Source organism: Kribbella ginsengisoli (assembly GCF_039537185.1).
GTDB lineage: Bacteria > Actinomycetota > Actinomycetes > Propionibacteriales > Kribbellaceae > Kribbella > Kribbella koreensis.
The window spans coordinates 1-15,993 of the sequence record NZ_BAABAA010000002.1 but is presented as its reverse complement, the minus strand read 5'-3'; the positions used below and the strand labels follow the sequence as shown (position 1 = coordinate 15,993).

Annotated in this window: 18 protein-coding genes; 13 read left to right on the top strand and 5 right to left on the bottom strand. The window is 67.3% G+C overall.

What is annotated here, in order from left to right:
• Window positions 1-37: 37 nt before the first annotated feature.
• The 8 genes from glgC to ABD768_RS07265 all read left to right on the top strand — a co-directional run bounded on the left by glgC (window position 38) and on the right by ABD768_RS07265 (window position 8,378).
• Window positions 38-1,264, top strand: a complete 1,227-nt coding sequence (glgC, locus tag ABD768_RS07300; RefSeq protein WP_343982693.1) for a glucose-1-phosphate adenylyltransferase — start codon at window positions 38-40, stop codon at window positions 1,262-1,264.
• Window positions 1,261-2,718 carry a kynureninase gene (gene kynU, locus ABD768_RS07295; protein ID WP_344838720.1) on the top strand — a complete coding sequence of 486 codons (1,458 nt, stop codon included), beginning with the start codon at window positions 1,261-1,263 and terminating at the stop codon, window positions 2,716-2,718. Before glgC ends, kynU begins: the two co-directional genes overlap by 4 nt.
• Window positions 2,715-4,031: an FAD-dependent oxidoreductase gene (locus ABD768_RS07290; RefSeq protein ID WP_344838717.1), complete on the top strand. Its 1,317-nt coding sequence runs from the start codon at window positions 2,715-2,717 to the stop codon at window positions 4,029-4,031. The genes kynU and ABD768_RS07290 overlap by 4 nt, the downstream gene beginning before the upstream one ends.
• Before the next feature lie 34 nt (window positions 4,032-4,065).
• Window positions 4,066-5,574: a 2-hydroxymuconic semialdehyde dehydrogenase gene (locus ABD768_RS07285; RefSeq protein ID WP_344838715.1), complete on the top strand. Its 1,509-nt coding sequence runs from the start codon at window positions 4,066-4,068 to the stop codon at window positions 5,572-5,574.
• Window positions 5,571-5,990 (top strand): RidA family protein, encoded by a 420-nt coding sequence (locus ABD768_RS07280; RefSeq protein WP_343982702.1) that lies wholly within the window; start codon window positions 5,571-5,573, stop codon window positions 5,988-5,990. The genes ABD768_RS07285 and ABD768_RS07280 overlap by 4 nt, the downstream gene beginning before the upstream one ends.
• 16 nt (window positions 5,991-6,006) lie before the next feature.
• A complete protein-coding gene (locus ABD768_RS07275) occupies window positions 6,007-6,525 on the top strand; it encodes a 3-hydroxyanthranilate 3,4-dioxygenase (protein WP_343982704.1) in 519 nt (172 codons plus the stop codon).
• A gap of 91 nt (window positions 6,526-6,616) precedes the next feature.
• The gene (locus tag ABD768_RS07270) at window positions 6,617-7,627 is read left to right on the top strand and encodes an amidohydrolase family protein (protein WP_344838711.1); all 1,011 of its coding nucleotides are present in this window, start codon (window positions 6,617-6,619) and stop codon (window positions 7,625-7,627) included.
• 16 nt (window positions 7,628-7,643) lie between these two features.
• Window positions 7,644-8,378 carry an alpha/beta hydrolase family protein gene (locus ABD768_RS07265; protein ID WP_343982710.1) on the top strand — a complete coding sequence of 245 codons (735 nt, stop codon included), beginning with the start codon at window positions 7,644-7,646 and terminating at the stop codon, window positions 8,376-8,378.
• A 37-nt stretch (window positions 8,379-8,415) separates the two neighbouring features.
• On the opposite strand, the gene ABD768_RS07260 is transcribed toward ABD768_RS07265, so the two are convergent.
• From ABD768_RS07260 to ABD768_RS07250, 3 genes are all read right to left on the bottom strand, one after another.
• Window positions 8,416-9,474: a Fic family protein gene (locus ABD768_RS07260; RefSeq protein WP_344838709.1), complete on the bottom strand. Its 1,059-nt coding sequence runs from the start codon at window positions 9,472-9,474 to the stop codon at window positions 8,416-8,418.
• A gap of 146 nt (window positions 9,475-9,620) precedes the next feature.
• On the bottom strand, window positions 9,621-10,295 hold the full coding sequence (locus tag ABD768_RS07255; protein ID WP_343982716.1) for an O-methyltransferase: 675 nt from the start codon (window positions 10,293-10,295) through the stop codon (window positions 9,621-9,623).
• 158 nt (window positions 10,296-10,453) lie between these two features.
• Window positions 10,454-11,236 (bottom strand): DeoR/GlpR family DNA-binding transcription regulator, encoded by a 783-nt coding sequence (locus ABD768_RS07250; protein ID WP_328327915.1) that lies wholly within the window; start codon window positions 11,234-11,236, stop codon window positions 10,454-10,456.
• A 101-nt stretch (window positions 11,237-11,337) separates the two neighbouring features.
• Between ABD768_RS07250 and ABD768_RS07245 the strand changes: the two genes are divergently transcribed.
• Together ABD768_RS07245 and ABD768_RS07240 are read left to right on the top strand one after the other, a co-directional pair.
• On the top strand, window positions 11,338-12,222 hold the full coding sequence (locus tag ABD768_RS07245) for an SIS domain-containing protein (protein ID WP_343982720.1): 885 nt from the start codon (window positions 11,338-11,340) through the stop codon (window positions 12,220-12,222).
• Window positions 12,219-12,692, top strand: coding sequence for an SRPBCC family protein (locus tag ABD768_RS07240; RefSeq protein ID WP_343982723.1), 474 nt, complete (start codon window positions 12,219-12,221; stop codon window positions 12,690-12,692). The genes ABD768_RS07245 and ABD768_RS07240 overlap by 4 nt, the downstream gene beginning before the upstream one ends.
• On the opposite strand, the gene ABD768_RS07235 is transcribed toward ABD768_RS07240, so the two are convergent.
• Window positions 12,625-13,251 carry a GNAT family N-acetyltransferase gene (locus tag ABD768_RS07235; protein ID WP_344838703.1) on the bottom strand — a complete coding sequence of 209 codons (627 nt, stop codon included), beginning with the start codon at window positions 13,249-13,251 and terminating at the stop codon, window positions 12,625-12,627. The genes ABD768_RS07240 and ABD768_RS07235 overlap by 68 nt on opposite strands.
• Window positions 13,241-14,410, bottom strand: a complete 1,170-nt coding sequence (locus ABD768_RS07230; RefSeq protein ID WP_343982729.1) for an MFS transporter — start codon at window positions 14,408-14,410, stop codon at window positions 13,241-13,243. Before ABD768_RS07230 ends, ABD768_RS07235 begins: the two co-directional genes overlap by 11 nt.
• Window positions 14,411-14,483: 73 nt before the next feature.
• On the opposite strand from ABD768_RS07230, the gene ABD768_RS07225 reads away from it, so the two are divergent.
• From ABD768_RS07225 to ABD768_RS07215, 3 genes are all read left to right on the top strand, one after another.
• The gene (locus ABD768_RS07225; RefSeq protein ID WP_344838700.1) at window positions 14,484-15,026 is read left to right on the top strand and encodes a CGNR zinc finger domain-containing protein; all 543 of its coding nucleotides are present in this window, start codon (window positions 14,484-14,486) and stop codon (window positions 15,024-15,026) included.
• Between the two features lie 76 nt (window positions 15,027-15,102).
• Window positions 15,103-15,324, top strand: coding sequence for a biotin/lipoyl-binding carrier protein (locus ABD768_RS07220; protein ID WP_343982735.1), 222 nt, complete (start codon window positions 15,103-15,105; stop codon window positions 15,322-15,324).
• Window positions 15,325-15,489: 165 nt separating this feature from the next.
• On the top strand, window positions 15,490-15,993 hold a 504-nt coding region (locus ABD768_RS07215), incomplete at its 3' end, for a sigma-70 family RNA polymerase sigma factor (RefSeq protein WP_344838697.1).

Below are 15,993 nucleotides of genomic sequence, written 5' to 3'. Positions count from 1 at the left end.
TCTTATGCAAAGGGGAATCGAAAGCTAAGGTGCGGACATGGCGAAGGCACCCAGAATTCTCGGAATCGTGCTGGCCGGTGGCGAGGGGAAGCGGCTGATGCCGCTCACGGCGGACCGGGCCAAACCGGCCGTGCCGTTCGGGGGCAGTTATCGGCTGATCGACTTCGTACTGTCCAACCTGGTCAACGCGGGCATCCGCAGCTTGTGCGTCCTGACGCAGTACAAGTCGCACTCGCTCGACAGACACGTCACGGTCACCTGGCGGATGTCGACCTTCCTGGGCAACTACGTCACCTGTGTGCCGGCTCAGCAACGGCTCGGCCCGCAGTGGTACCAGGGCAGCGCGGACGCGATCTACCAGTCGATGAACCTGATCAACGACGCCAAGCCCGAGATCATCGTGGTGTTCGGCGCGGATCACGTGTACCGGATGGATGCCTCGCAGATGGTCGCCGACCACATCGCCCGCGGCAATGGGGTGACGGTGGCCGGGATCCGGGTACCGCGCGCCGAGGCGTCCGAGTTCGGCGTGATCAAGACCGCCGAGGACGGGCACACGATCGCCGAGTTCCTGGAGAAGCCGGCCGACCCGCCGGGGCTGCCGGACTCGCCGGACGAGACGTTCGCCTCGATGGGCAACTACGTGTTCAGCGCCGACGTCCTGGTGGAGGCGCTGCGCAAGGACGCGGCCAACCCGGCGTCGCGGCACGACATGGGTGGCGACATCGTGCCGATGCTGGTTGCCGAGGGCAAGGCCGGGGTGTACGACTTCAAGGACAACGACGTACCGGGGGCGCTGGACCGCGACCGGTCGTACTGGCGCGACGTCGGGTCGCTCGACTCGTACCACGAGGCGCACATGGATCTGGTCTCGATCCAGCCGGTGTTCAACCTGTACAACTCCGACTGGCCGATCTTCACCTCGCACCCGCAGCTGCCCGGCGCCAAGTTCACCGACAACGCGACCGTCGGTGAGTCGATCGTCTGCGCCGGCTCGATCATCTCCGGCGCGACCGTGGACCACTCGGTGCTCGGCGCCAACGTGATCGTCAGCGCGGGCGCGAACATCAAGAACGCGGTCATCATGGACAACTGCAAGATCGGCGCGAACGCGGTGCTGAAGAACGTCATCCTGGACAAGAACGTGATCGTGCCGGACGGCGTCGAGGTCGGCGTCGACCCGGACCGCGACCGCGAACGCGGCTTCACCGTCAGCAAGGGCGGCGTGACAGCAGTCGGAAAAGACACGGTCATCGAGTCGTGAGCCCAGACAAGCTGACGCCGGACGAGGACCAGCCCGGCCCACTGGAGTCGGACTCGGAGAAGGCCGACTCGGCGGGGTCGCAGAGCGTGGGGTCGGACTCGGCGGGGCCGGACGGCCCCGGGTCGGACGGCGTGGGGTTGGGCTCGGTGAAGCGGGGGTGGGTGCGGCCGGGGTGGATCGTGGATCCGGGGGAGGCCGAGGCTGCCGCGCTTGCGCTCGATGAGGGCGATCCGGGGTGGCGGGAGTTGTTTGATGTTCCGCCGGTGCATTCCGGGGGGTATCCGGAGGTCGCGTACTTCGCGGGTAACTCGCTCGGGTTGCGGCCGAAGGCGACGCGGGTGGAACTGCTCGAGGACCTCGACTCCTGGGGACGCTGGGGTGTCGACGGGCACCACGATGCCGACCGGCCCTGGCTTCCGTACCACGCTCTGCTGACCGAGCCCGCGGCCCGGCTGGTCGGCGCGCTGCCGGCCGAGACCGTCGTGATGAACTCGCTGACGGTCAACCTGCACCTGCTGATGGTCTCGTTCTACCGGCCGACCGCCGACCGCTTCAAGATCGTCATCGAGGACGCGGCGTTCCCGTCGGACAGCTATGCCGTACGGTCGCAGGCCGCGTTCCACGGCTATTCACCCGACGCCGCGGTGGTGCGACTCCGGCCGCGCGACGGCGAGGACGTACTGCGGACTCCCGACGTCATCGAGGCCATCGGCCCCGACGTGGCGCTGGTGCTGCTGGGTGGGGTCAACTACCTGACCGGCGAGCTGATGGACATCCCGGCGATCACCGCGGCCGGTCATGCGGCCGGCGCGGTCGTCGGGTGGGATCTCGCACACGCGGTCGGCAACGTGCCGTTGTCGTTGCACGAGTGGGACGTCGACTTCGCCGCCTGGTGCTCGTACAAGTATCTGAACTCGGGTCCGGGCGCGCTCGCGGGCGCCTTTGTGCACGAGCGCCACCTGGATGCGGGATTGCCGCGCTTCGAGGGGTGGTGGAGCACGGAGGAGGCATCCCGCTTCGAGATGGCGCCCGAGTCGCGCCCGCCGGCGTCGGCCGATGCGTGGCAGGTGTCCAACCCGCCGATCTTCTCGATGAGCCCGGTGCGGACCTCGCTGGAGATCTTCGACAAGGTCGGCATCTCGGTACTCCGGGAGCGCAGCCTGCGACTCACGGCGTACCTGGAGAAATTGCTGGCCGGGATCACCGCGACCCGTCCGTTGACCGTGATCACGCCGACCGATCCGCTGCGGCGGGGTGCCCAGTTGTCGCTCCGCATCGGCGGCGGGCTGCGGGCCGGCGCGTTGTCCGAGACGCTGCGCTTCGAGCACGGCGTCATCGCGGACGCGCGCGAACCCGACGTACTGCGGCTGGCCCCTGTGCCGCTCTATTCGCTGTACCACGACTGCTGGCGCGCGGTTGAGGCGCTGGCCGAAGCCGTTCCGGAGAATGCATGACTGAGCGTGTAGCCATCGTCGGTGCCGGCCTGGCGGGGAGTCTGCTCGGGTGTTATCTGGCGCGGCGTGGGCTGTCGGTCGACCTGTACGAACGCCGGCCGGACCCGCGAGTGGGGCAACCCGAGCGGGGGCGGTCGATCAACCTGGCGATCTCCGAGCGCGGGCTGGACGCATTGCGCCGGATCGGGCTGGTCGACTCGGTGATGGCCGACGCGCTGCCGATGAAGGGACGGATGATCCATCCGGTCGCCGGCCCGCTGGACTTCCAGCAGTACAGCGCGTCGGGGGATCGGGCGATCAACTCGATCAGCCGGGGGACGCTGAACAACGCACTGCTCGACGCGGCGGCCGCGGCGCCTGGGGTCTCGGTGCATTTCGAGCATCGGTTGGCCGAGCTGGATTCGTGCACCGGGTCGATGGTCTTCGAGACACCCGGCGGCAAGGTGAAGGTGTCCGCGGACGTGGTACTGGGCGCTGACGGCGCCGGCTCGGCGGTCCGCGAACAACTGCTGGCGGAGGGTGCCGTGGGGGAGTCGGTCGACTTCCTCGACTACGGTTATAAGGAACTGAGCATCCCCGCGGTGAATGCTGATTTTGCTTTGAACCCCGGCGCCTTGCACATCTGGCCGCGCGGTACCTCGATGATGATCGCCCTCCCGAACCCGGACCGCTCCTTCACCTGCACGCTTTTCTGGCCTGCCGGCGACTTCGATGCCCTGAGCAACGCAGCCTCCATCGAGGCCCACTTCCGCACCCACTACCCAGATTTGTTGCCCCTAGCACCAACTTTGGTCGACGACTATCTCCACAACCCCGTCGGTGTCCTGGGCACGGTCCACACCCAACCCTGGCAAGCCCACGGCCGTACGGCGCTGATCGGCGACGCCGCCCACGCCATCGTCCCCTTCTACGGCCAAGGCGCCAACTGCGCCTTCGAAGACGTGGTCGAGCTGGACCGCTGCCTGGCCGACACCGGCGGCTCCTGGGCACGGGCCTTGCCCTTGTACGAACACCGCCGCCGGGAAAACACCGAGGCGATCGCCGCCATGGCCCTCGACAACTTCGTAGAAATGCGCGACAAGGTCACCAGCCCCGTCTTCCGCCTGGGCAAACGCATCGAACACACCCTCGAACGCCTCCTCCCGGGCCGCTACGTCTCCCGCTACGAGCTGGTCTCCTTCTCCACCACCCCGTACGCCGAAGTCCAACAACGCGTCCACCGCCAACACCAATTCCTGGCAGCCGCCGTTCTGCTAGGAGCCGGCGTCCTAGGCGCAGCCGCCCGCATCGCCCGCTCAGGAGCAAGACGATGACCTCCATCGGTCGCGACGAAGCGAGGTGGCGCGGATGAGCGCCGGATTGTGGCAACCCGGTCTGCTGACCGGCAAACCTTCGTCGGTCGGGCTGCTGCGCAACTTTGTTGGTGGTTCGTTTGTCGACGGGGGCTCGACGTTTGCGAAGGTCAGTCCGGTGACGGGGGAGCAGATCTTCGACGTTGCCGAGGCCGACTCCGGTGTTGTGGATGCTGCTGTGACTGCTGCTCGGGCGGCTCTCGACGGGCCCTGGGGGCGGATGAGTGAGCAGGAGCGGGCGGGGGTGTTGCGGCGGGTTGCGGATGAGTTGGAGCGGCGGTTCGAGGATCTGGTGGCCGCGGAGGTGGGGGATACGGGGAAGTCCATCAGTCAGGCTCGGACGTTGGACATTCCTCGGGGGGCGGCCAACTTCAGGGCGTTTGCGGACTTTGCGACTACCGCCTCGACGGAGTCGTTTGCTACGACGCTGGCTGACGGGCGGCGGGCGCTGAACTACGCGGTGCGCAAGCCGGTGGGCGTCGTCGCGATCATCGTGCCGTGGAATCTGCCGTTGCTGCTGCTCACCTGGAAGGTGGCGCCGGCGCTTGCCTGCGGCAACACTGTGGTGGTGAAGCCTTCGGAGGAGACGCCCTCGTCGGCGACCGTTCTCGCCGAGGTGATGGCGGCTGCCGGCGTACCGGACGGGGTCTTCAATCTGGTGCACGGCTTCGGTCCGTCGTCGGCCGGTGAGTTCCTGACCAGGCATCCGGGCGTCGACGCGATCACCTTCACCGGCGAGTCTGCCACCGGCAGCGCGATCGCCAAGGTCGCCGCCGACGGCGTGAAGGCGGTGTCCTTCGAGCTCGGCGGCAAGAACGCCGGCCTGGTCTTCGCCGACGCCGACCTCGACGCGGCGGTCGAGGGATCGGTCCGCTCGGTCTTCACCAACGGCGGCCAGGTCTGCTTGTGCACCGAACGCCTGTACGTCGAACGCCCGGTCTTCGAGGAGTTCAGCACCCGCCTCGCCGCCCGCGCCGCCGAACTCACCTTCGGCTGGCCGGCCGACGAGGCCACCGTCAACATGCCGCTGATCTCCAAGACCCACCGCGACAAGGTTCTCTCGTACTACGACCTCGCCCGGGCCGAAGGCGCCGACGTCCTCACCGGCGGCGGCGTACCGTCCTTCGGTGACGCCCGCGACAACGGTTGCTATGTGCAACCGACCGTGGTGACCGGTCTGCCGGCGACCGCCCGGACGAACACCGAGGAGATATTCGGCCCGATCTGCCACATCGCGCCGTTCGACACCGAGGACGAGGCGTTCGCCCTGGCCAACGATTCGCAGTACGGGCTCGCGGCAACTGTCTGGACGCGGGACGTCGGCCGGGCGCATCGGGCCGGCGCGGCGCTCGACGTCGGCATCGTCTGGATCAACACGTGGTTCCTGCGCGATCTGCGCACGCCATTCGGTGGTACCAAACTCTCCGGCATCGGCCGCGAGGGCGGGAACCACTCGCTCCACTTCTACTCGGAGCTGACCAACGTCTGTGTGGAGCTGTCGTGAGCGACGCGAAGGTGGTCGCCGGGAAGGCGACACCGCGGGGGCGGTTTCCGCATGTGAAGGTGGCCAACGGATTCGCCTTCGTATCGGGGACCTCGAGCCGGTTGCCGGACAACACGATCGCGGGCGCGTCGGTGGACGAGTTCGGGACGACGACGCTGGACATCCGGGTGCAGACGCGTGCGGTGCTGGAGAACATCCGGGACATCCTGGTGGCGGTCGGTGCCGGGCTCGACGATCTGGTGAGCGTTACGGCGTACCTGGTGTCGATGAACGACTTCGGTGGGTACAACGAGGTCTACGGCGAGTTCTTCGACGAGACCGGGCCGGCCCGGACGACGGTCGCCGTGCATCAGCTGCCGCATCCGCAGCTCCTGATCGAGATCCAAGCAGTCGCCGCTGTCAAGGCGCAGCCGTAAAGGAGAGGTGAAGACGATGGCGAACCTGGAGTCGACGAACTTCCCCGAGTGGGTCGAGCAGAACAAGCACCTGCTCAAGCCGCCGGTGGGCAACAAGCAGATGTTCCCGACCGGCGACGACTTCATCACGATGGTGGTCGGCGGGCCGAACCAGCGCAACGACTTCCACGTCGATCCGTACGAGGAGTTCTTCTACCAGATCAAGGGCACGATGCACGTCGACGTGATGACGGAGGACGGGCCGGCCCGGGTGGACATCAACGAGGGCGAGATGTGGATGCTGCCGCGCAACATGCCGCACTCCCCGCAGCGCGACGCGGACTCGATCGGCCTGGTGATCGAGCGGGTCCGCGAACAGGGCACGCTGGAGAAGTTCCGCTGGTACTGCGCCAACTGCAACGCGATCGTCCACGAGGTCGAGCTCCAGGTCAACGACATCGTCGAAGACCTCCCACCCGTCTTCAAAGCCTTCTACGACAGCGAAGACGCCAGGACTTGTCCGTCCTGTGGAACCCTCCATCCAGGCAAGGCCTGATGCCAGAAGCAAGGAACCGCGCGCATCGCCGCTGCGCGGCGATGCGCGCGGTGGGGAAGCGGGCGGAGCCCACACGGCGGGGGTGTTGGAGTTGAGCGGGGCGGTGGACGTGCACACCCACCTCGTGCCGAAGGGGTGGCCGGATCTGGCTGTTGCTTGTGGTGGGGAGGGGTGGCCTTGGTTGCGGGTGGATTCTGAGCGGGACGCGATGATCATGGTCGGGGAGACGGAGTTCCGGCCGGTGGGCGCGCAGGCCTGGGATCCGGGGACCCGGCGGGCGGATATGGATGCTGATGGCATCGATCTGCAGGTGGTTTCGCCTACGCCGGTGTTCTTCGCGTACGAGCGGCCGGCGGATCAGGCGATCAAGGTTTCGCGGATCTTCAACGATCTGACGCTGGATACGCTGGCGGGGGACAGCAGGCTGGTGCCGTTCTGTCAGGTGCCGTTGCAGGATCCGGATGCGGCTTGTGAAGAGCTGGATCGGTGTCTGGCGGCGGGGCACGTGGGGGTCGAGATCGGCAACCACGTGGGGGACAAGGATCTCGACGACGCCGGGATCGTTGCCTTCCTCAAGCATTGCGCCGAGGTCGGAGCGCCGGTGCTGGTGCATCCGTGGGACATGCCGGGCGGACCTCGGCTGGATCGATGGATGGCGCGCTGGCTGACCGGGATGCCTGCGGAGACACATCTCTCGCTGCTGGCGATGATCCTCGGCGGCGCCTTCGACGAGCTGCCCGAATCGTTGCGGATCTGCTTCGCCCACGGCGGCGGGAGCTTCGCCTTCTGGTTGGGGCGAGTGGAGAACGCCTGGAATCGCCGCGGCGACGTAGTACGGGGCAAGTCGCAGTACCCGCCCAGCCACTACCTCGGCCGCTTCTCCGTCGACACCGTCGTGTTTGAGCAACCAGCGTTGCGGTTACTGGTCGATACCCTCGGCGAGGACCAGGTGATGGTCGGCAGTGACTATCCGTATCCATTGGGTGAGCGACCTGTCGGGGAGGTCGTCCGGCGGGCCGACTGGCTCTCGGAGGCCCAGCAGGTCAAGCTGCTGTCAGACAACGCCTTACGTTTCCTGGGGGACCGAACTGGGAGGTCTTGATGCTGGGAGGCCCGCAATGACTGAGGACCGCTCTGTACTGACCCGCGAGGCCCGCGACCCGGACGAGGAGCTGAGCTACGGCACCTACCCGGAGCAGATGGTCGACGTCTGGCATGCGCAGGAGCAGCGCCCGGTGATCATCTTCATCCACGGCGGCTTCTGGCGCCCGGAGTACGACCGGGTGCACGCCCGTCCGCTCGGTGAGGCACTGGCCGAGGAGGGGTGGCCGGTGGCATCCATCGACTACCGCCGCGAGCCAGGCAACCCCGACGCCACCGCCACCGACGTCCGCGACGCCCTGGAGCGGCTGGAGGACCTGATGGACCTCCGGGCAGGCTTCGTACTGGCTGGCCACTCCGCAGGCGGCCACCTAGCCCTGTGGGCGGCAGCGACGTTCAACCCCATCCGCCTCCGCGGAGTAGTTGCCCTGGCCCCAGTGGCCGACCTCCTCCTGGCCGACCAACTAGAGCTCGACAAGACCGCCGTACAAGACTTCCTGGGCGGCGGAGTCCGCAACGACCTGGACCCCACCCACCTACCAGCCCCGATCATGCCGGTATCGATCGTCCACGGCACAGCCGACGCCCGGGTCCCCATCGCAGTCTCCGAGTCCTACGCCACGGCCCACCCCACCGCCCGACTCGTCCGAGTGGAAGACACCGGCCACTACGAACTGATCGACCCCCTGAGCACCGCCTGGCCCCACGTAACAGCCGAAATCACCAGATACGCCGGCTGGGCCCAGGAGTAAGCCCAGGAATCGCGTTGAGGGCAGCAGACAGGCACCGCTACCGAGTGCCCGGGATGCGGCGCCAGCGGGCTGCCCGGCCAGTGCCTTCAGGCATCACCCGCTTCTCCGCCTTGAGTTGGTCGAGCACCAGCCGGATCGTCTGGTCGCTCACCCCCGGCAACGCCGATCGGACCTCGGCCAGCTTGAAGACCGGCGCAGCGTGCTTGAGCACATGAGTACGGACACGCTCTTGTTTGGTACTACCTGAACGATCTGCCGCGGCCTTCCGAGCGAAGGTCTCGTACGCCGTTGCGAGCGTTGCGACGAAGTAGCTGAGCCACGGCCATGGATCGGATCGGTCGGAATGCCAGTCGTGGGTCGAGCGGAGCAGCGTCTCGTAGTACTCGTCGGCTGTGTCGGCGATCGACTGTTCGAGAGAGACCCACCTGCAGACCTCGTAGCCCGAATCGATGAGCAACGCATTGGTCAGCGCTCTCGCCACCCGCCCGTTGCCATCGGCGAACGGATGGATGACGAGCAGATCCAGCACAGCCAGTCCGACCAGAAGGATCGGATGATGCCTCTCGGCCAGTTGTGCTTCCTGGTACTGCTCCAGCAGGCCGACGAGGTAACTCTCGGTCTTCGCGGCGCTGACGGGGACGAATCTCACCGTGACGGTTCCGTCCGGTGATCGATCGACCACGAGGTTGTCGTCGAGCTTGAGCCTGCCGCCGTCCAGCGCGGTCTCGGACCAGAGCAGCCGGTGCAGGTGCAGGATCAAGCCAAGGTTCAGCGGCTGCCAGTCCTCCTGGAACAGGTAGTCCAGAGTCTTTCGGTAGCCGGCGAACTCCTGCTCACTCCGGTTGCGCAGTTGCACCACATCGCCATCGATGATTCGCCGCGCCCGCCGGACATCAGCCACCACTACGCCTTCGATGGCAGACGACGCAGTGATGCTCTGAACCCTGGCACGGCTGGCAAGCTCGGTCAGCAGAGCCGGGAGCTGATGGCGGTAGAGAGCCTCGCTGCCTCGACCTGTGTCGATCGCCCGGAGATGCATGACGACGTGCGCCGGTACCTGCCCGATGAGCCGATCGAGGTCCGCGAAGGAGCGCATCTCCTGAACCTCCCAAAAGAACCTACATTGATACTAATCGAAGGCCAGATTAGCACCATTGTTGGTTTCTTTAGGTAGTTTAACCGAGCGAAACTATCTGTATGTGCTCATGCGACGTCATTGAGTGACCGCCGGTTGCGACGAGGTCAGGCGCGTTTGACGGCGGCTAGGAGGCCGTCGCTGGTGGGGAGTAGGGCTGAGGTGAGGTCGTCGTTGTCGCGGATGGCTCGGATGAGGTCGCGGACGGCGGTGGTGTCGGGGTCGCGGTGGGAGGGGTCGGCTACCCGGCCGCGGAGTAGGGCGTTGTCGAAGGCGACCACGCCGCCGGGGCGGAGCAGGCGGAGGGCCTCGTGGAGGTACGCCGTGTACTCGCGCTTGTCGGCGTCGCAGAAGACCAGGTCGTAGTGGCCGTCCGTCAGTCGGGTGACGACGTCCAGGGCCGAGCCTGCGATCAGGCGGAAGCGGTTGGACGCTACGCCGGCGTCCAGGAAGGTCTTGCGGGCCAGCCGCTGGTTCTCCGCGTCCAGGTCGACCGTGGTCAGCGTGCCGTCGGCGCGCATGCCGCGCAGTAGCGCCAGGCCGGAGACACCGGTGCCGGTACCGATCTCCACGACCGCCTTGGCGCCCACCGCGGCCGCCAGCATGCTCAGCGCGGAGGCGGCACCCGGGCCGATCGAGGAGATGCCACTGTCCTCAGCGCTCGCCCGTGCACCAGTGACGACTTCGTCCTCACCGGTGTAGTCCTCGGCGTAGGCCCAGGACGTGGGGTCGATGCCCGTGGCGATGATGCCCTCCCTGATCGATGCCGCTGCGGTACTCATCTACGCCGAAGCCTAGCGTCCCGCACCTGCCAGACCGCGCCTCCCGCGCTGAGGTTGCGCACTCTTGCTCGTAACTTCTGGCCCTGAGCAGATATGATCGTGTTGACTAGGCAGCAAAGACCCAGCGAAGGAGGTGCGGAGAGATGTCGGGCCAGCGCTCAGGAGCGGATGACGTCGATCCCGGCTTCCTTGAAGATCGACAGCTGCGACTCGTCGGCCTGCGCGTCGGTGACGAGCGTGTCGATCTCGCTCAGCTCGCAGATCCGGGCGAAGGCGCGCTGGCCGAGCTTGCTGGAGTCGGCCACCACGACCACCTTGGCGGCCCGGCTGACGATCAGCTGGTTGATGTTCGCCTCACCCTCGTGATGGGCGGTGGCGCCGGTCTCGTCGATCCCGTCGACGCCGATGAAGGCGATGTCCAGCGACAGGTCGGCCAGGATCCGGTGCGACAGCGGGCCGATCATCTCGTACGACTGCGGCCGGGCGACGCCGCCGGTCAGCACCATCTTGACGTGCGGGCGGACGATCAGCTCGTTGGCGATGTTCAGCGCGTTGGTGACGAGCGTGAAGGCCGGCTCACCGTGCTCGGCCGACAGCTCCGGCCGGGTCGCCAGCGTGCGCGCCACCTCGGAGATCGTCGTCCCGCCGTTCATCCCGATCACCATGCCGCGCCGGACCAGCGTCGCCGCGGCCTGCGCGATCCGCTGCTTCTCGGACGCGAAACGCGCAGTCTTGTAGCGCAGCGGCAGGTCGTAGGAGACCGCGTTGGCGACCGCGCCGCCGCGGGTCCGGGTCAGGAGCTGCTGTTTTCCCAGGTGGTCCAGGTCGCGCCGGATCGTCGCCGCGGAGACGTGCAACTGTTCCGCGAGCTCGTCGACATCGATCGCGCCCTTTTCCGCGAGCGACTCGAGCAACGTATTCAGGCGTTCATAACGCTTCACCCGGGGCTCCTCCTTCACACAATCGGTCAGCGGGATAGCTGCCGGTTGGCACCATTCGATCACGTTCGAGCAGTTTCGACCATTACAAGTCCGGAGACGACATGACCGACACGCCATTCGTGAGCACTGAGATCGCCACTCAGCCCGAGCTGTGGCGGCAGGTGTCAGCCGGTTTCGCGCAGTACGGTGGCGCTTTGCCCACTGCCGGACAGCGCGTTGCGGCGGTCGGCTGCGGCACCTCGTGGTTCATGGCGATGGCGTACGCCGCGCTGCGCGAGGACCTCGGCCAGGGCCTGACCGACGCGTTCGCCGGATCGGAGTTTCCGGCCGGCCGCGAGTACGACGCGATCGTGGTGATCAGCCGGTCCGGTACGACGACCGAGGTGCTCGACCTGATCCGCGACACCCAGTTGCCGACGATCGCGATCACCGCGACGCCGGGCTCGCCGATCGTCGACCTCGCCGATCACACGATCATGCTCGACTTCGCCGACGAGCAGTCCGTCGTACAGACCCGGTTCGCGACCACCACGCTGGCGCTGCTGCGGGCGTCCCTCGGGCAGGACCTGTCGCAGGCCGCCGCGGATGCCGAGGTCGCCCTGACCATCGACGTCGACGAGCTGGCCAAGCTGGAGCAGGTCACGTACCTGGGCACCCGCTGGACCATTGGTCTGGCGCACGAGGCCGGCCTGAAGCAGCGCGAGGCAGCGTCGGCCTGGACCGAGGCCTACCCGGCCATGGACTACCGGCACGGCCCGATCGCCATCGCCCAGCCCGGCCGCGGCGTCTGGATCTTCGGAGAGCCGCCGGCGGACCTGCTCGACGACGTGACCGCCACCGGCGCCACGATCGTTCACCACCCAGACCTGGACCCGATGGCCTCCCTGGTCGTCGCCCAGCGGGTAGCGGTCGCCAAGGCACTCTCCCTGGGGCTCAACCCCGACCAGCCCCGCAGCTTGACCCGTTCTGTCATCCTCGGCGGGTGACTGACAAAGAACGCTTCGAAGTACGGCGACAGATCGCTGCCTCACCCGCGGAGATCTTCGCCGTACTACGAGAGCCCAGCGGCCATGTAGCGATCGACAGCTCCGGCATGCTCCAGTCGGCCGAGGGGAAGCAGGTCACGGCGGTCGGCGACGAGTTCGTCGTCCACATGGACCGGGAGGCGCTGAACGACCTCCCCATGGGCAAGTACGACGTCACGGTGATCATCACCCGCTTCATCGAGGACACCGAGATCGAGTGGACCATCTCCGGCTCCATCCAGCCGCCCATCAAGCACCTGTACGGCTACCAGCTGCAGCCGAGCGCCGTGGGCAGCCTGGTGACGTCGTACTACGACTGGAGCCAGATCGAGGAGCGCTACCGGGGACGGGTGAACTTCCCGATCATCCCCGAGGCGGGTCTGCGCGCAACTCTGGGCATTCTCGCGCGCACAGTCGAGCAGCGGTCATAGGAGACACCAGCACCCAGCCCAGCCGGTCGTAGAGCTGCTGCCCTTGCTCAGTAGCGACCAGTACTCCGGTACGCGCGCCACTGCGGCTCGCTGCCTGGCTGAGCGCTCGCATGACGGTGGTACCGAGTCCCCGGCGCTGGTGGCCGGGCTCGGTGACCACCTGATCGATCACCGCGTACTCGCGGCTCACCGCCGCCTTGCCGCGCGCCGCCAGTGCACCGTCCTTGCTGACGACTACGTCGATGACCTCGCCGACGCTGACCTCCAGCTCGTACTCCGGTGGGCAGATCGGTGCTGTGGCGGTCAACTGCGCGCTCATCAGGTACTCCGGCGCCTGGACCTCCCACCGCCCATCTAGGCGCGGTGCCGCCGCGCAGATCTTCAACCAGGTGTCTGGCGCTGTCAGTCGAGCTGCTAGCTCCGGTGCATGGGTGGGCAGCACATAACGCGTGAGGTGTCCCGGCCTGTTGACGTCGATGCGGTAGCCCTCTGGGACCTCCACCGGCGCCGGTGTTGCGCGCGCTATTGCCCAGCCGTCGGCCCAGGCTTTAACCAGCATGTGCGACCGCCTTGAAGCTCGATAGGTAGCCAAGGGCTGAAGCGCCGACCAGGCTTGCCGCGATGAGTAGGAGAGCGGTGTCGGTGCCGATAGCTGGGACTAGCAGGCCAGCGGCCGCTTGGCCGACAGCGGCGGCACCTATTCGGAGGCTGGCGGCTGTGGTGCTGACCCGGCCTTGTAGAGCTAGTGGGCTGTAGACCTGGCGGGCGGCGAACATGGCGGGCAGCGTCGGACCCTCCAGGAGGCCCGTGACGGCGGCGAACACCAGCAGCACAGCGAAGCTGCTCGCCAATGGCCAAGCGGTGAAGGCGACGCCGTAGGCGGCTATCGACAGCATCACGACGTGCTCTGGGCGCCAGCGGGTCTGGAAATGACCTAGCAGAAGGGCTGTCGTCACGCTGCCCAGCTCCAGTGCAGTCCAGAGGTAGCCGGCGGCAGAGCGTGGCATGCCGAGCGAGGCCATGTGCAGCGGCAGCGTGATGAGCAGCATGCCGATCACGCCCATCAGGAGCGTCGTGGTCACCGTGGAGGCTCGCAGACGCGGAGTGCGGGCTAGGTGGGTGAGGCCGCCTACTACTGAAGCCAGGAAGGGTTCCTGGACTTTATGGGCGGGCGGTAGTGCAGGTAGGCGGCCGATGGCCAGGATGCTGAGCGTGGCGGTCAGGGCGATCACTACGGCGGCCGCTTCTACCGATACGGCTGCGGCGATGGTGGCGGCTGCCGCAGGGCCGGTGATGGTCGCGGTGCCGAAGCTGGCTGCCTCCAGCGAGTTGGCCCGGGGGAGACGCTCCGGCGGGACCAGGCTCGGGAGCATGCTGGTGAATCCGCCGCTGACCAGTGGCAGGGTCATACCGGCGAGTGCTGCGAGCGTGGGAGTGACCCAGTGCGGGCTATGGCCCACGACGGCGAGCATGGCGACCATGACGGCGCCTACGACGGTCTGGTTGAGGGCTAGCGCAGTACGGCGGTACGGCGTTCTGTCGAGCCACGCGCCGAGCAGGGGACCGGTGACGATTGCGGGGAGCGCGTAGGCGGCTCCCGTGATGCCGGCCAGCGCAGCGCTGTCGGTGCGGTCCAGGACGAGCAGGACGAGGGTGAAGACGACCATCTCGGCGCCGACCCGCGCGATGGTCGCGGCGGTCAGGTAGCGGGCCAGCATCGTCGCTCCTCAGTGTCGTAACGGATAAGTGGTCGTTACGCGTTACGTTAACAAAGGCGTTACGATCGGTCGAGTGGATAGTTTGACGACGCCGGACCGGATGATCCGGATCGCGGTCGACCTGGTGAACACCAAGTCGCTCGATCCGGAGCAGCTGACGTCGGTCGAGGCGCTGCGCGAGTTCCTGCTCGAGCACGGCGAGCCGACGGCGACAGTCGACGACGGGGACCTCGCCGCCGTCAAGGCGGTCCGGGAGCGGATCCGGCCGGTGTTCCACGCCGAGCCGCGGGAGGCGGCCCGCATCCTGAATGAGTTGCTGAGCGACTACGCAGTACGGCCGTACCTGTCGGATCACGACGGGTCGCCGTGGCACCTGCACGTGGCCAAGCCGGAGGCGACCTGGGCCGAGTGGGTGGCGGCGGGCGCGGCGCTCGGGCTGTCCGGATTCGTGGCCGGTCATGGTTTCGACGCGATCGACACCTGCGCCGCGGCGGATTGCGAGCGGGTCTTCGTCAACGCGGCGGAGCGACGCCCACGACGGTTCTGCACGCCGACGTGCGCCGGCCGGACCCGCGTTGCGTCGTACCGGGCCCGCACCAAGGCATCCGGGGCCTAGTGTCCCGTGAGCGACGTAGCTCGACCACGGGACACTAGGATCAACTGCGAGGACCCCCGGCAACAGAGGAGCGCGCGTGAGTCACACCGTGGTGGCAGAGCTGGTGGCGAACGTCCAGACGATCATCGCCAAGGCCGGGGACACGGTGGGGCCGGAGGACACCCTCGTCATCCTCGAGTCGATGAAGATGGAGATCCCGGTGCTCGCCGAGGTGGCCGGCACGATCACCGAGCTGAAGGTCGCCGAGGGCGAAGTGGTCCGCGACGGCGACCCCATTGCCGTGATCGAAGAGAAGTAGCGTTCAACCTTCAGGGCCGCTCGTGCGTCTTGTAGATGAGAGTTCCATGAGAGCTACCGAGGCGGGGAACTTCCCGTCAGCGGGGGCCGTTGACTCGTCGTACTGGCATCCCAGGGTCGAACCAGGGTGTACCCGACGTGCGAAGAGGACGGTGAACGCGGCACCATGGTGTTCTCACTCGTTGCCGAGCGGACCCAGGGAGGCGTTGCCGTGAAACCGGTCGACACTCCCGTGGTGCCCGCTGCGAGCACCCCGAAGGTCCAGCCGGAGATCGAGGCGCTGCCGTCCTGGGACGAGATCGTCCGCGCCCACTCGGCCCGCGTCTACCGGCTCGCGTACCGGCTCACCGGCAACAAGCACGACGCCGAGGACCTGACCCAGGAGGTCTTCGTCCGGGTCTTCCGGTCGCTGTCGTCCTACACGCCCGGCACCTTCGAGGGCTGGCTCTACCGGATCACCACGAACCTGTTCCTGGACGGCGCCCGGCGCAAGCAGCGGATCCGGTTCGACGGGCTGCCCGAGGACGCGCACGACCGGCTGCCCGCCAAGGGCTCCGGCCCGGCCGAGAAGCTCGACCACGACCTGTTCGACCACGACGTGCAGTACGCGCTGGACGCGCTGCCCGAGGACTTCCGGGCGGCCGTGGTGCTCTGCGACATCGAGGGCATG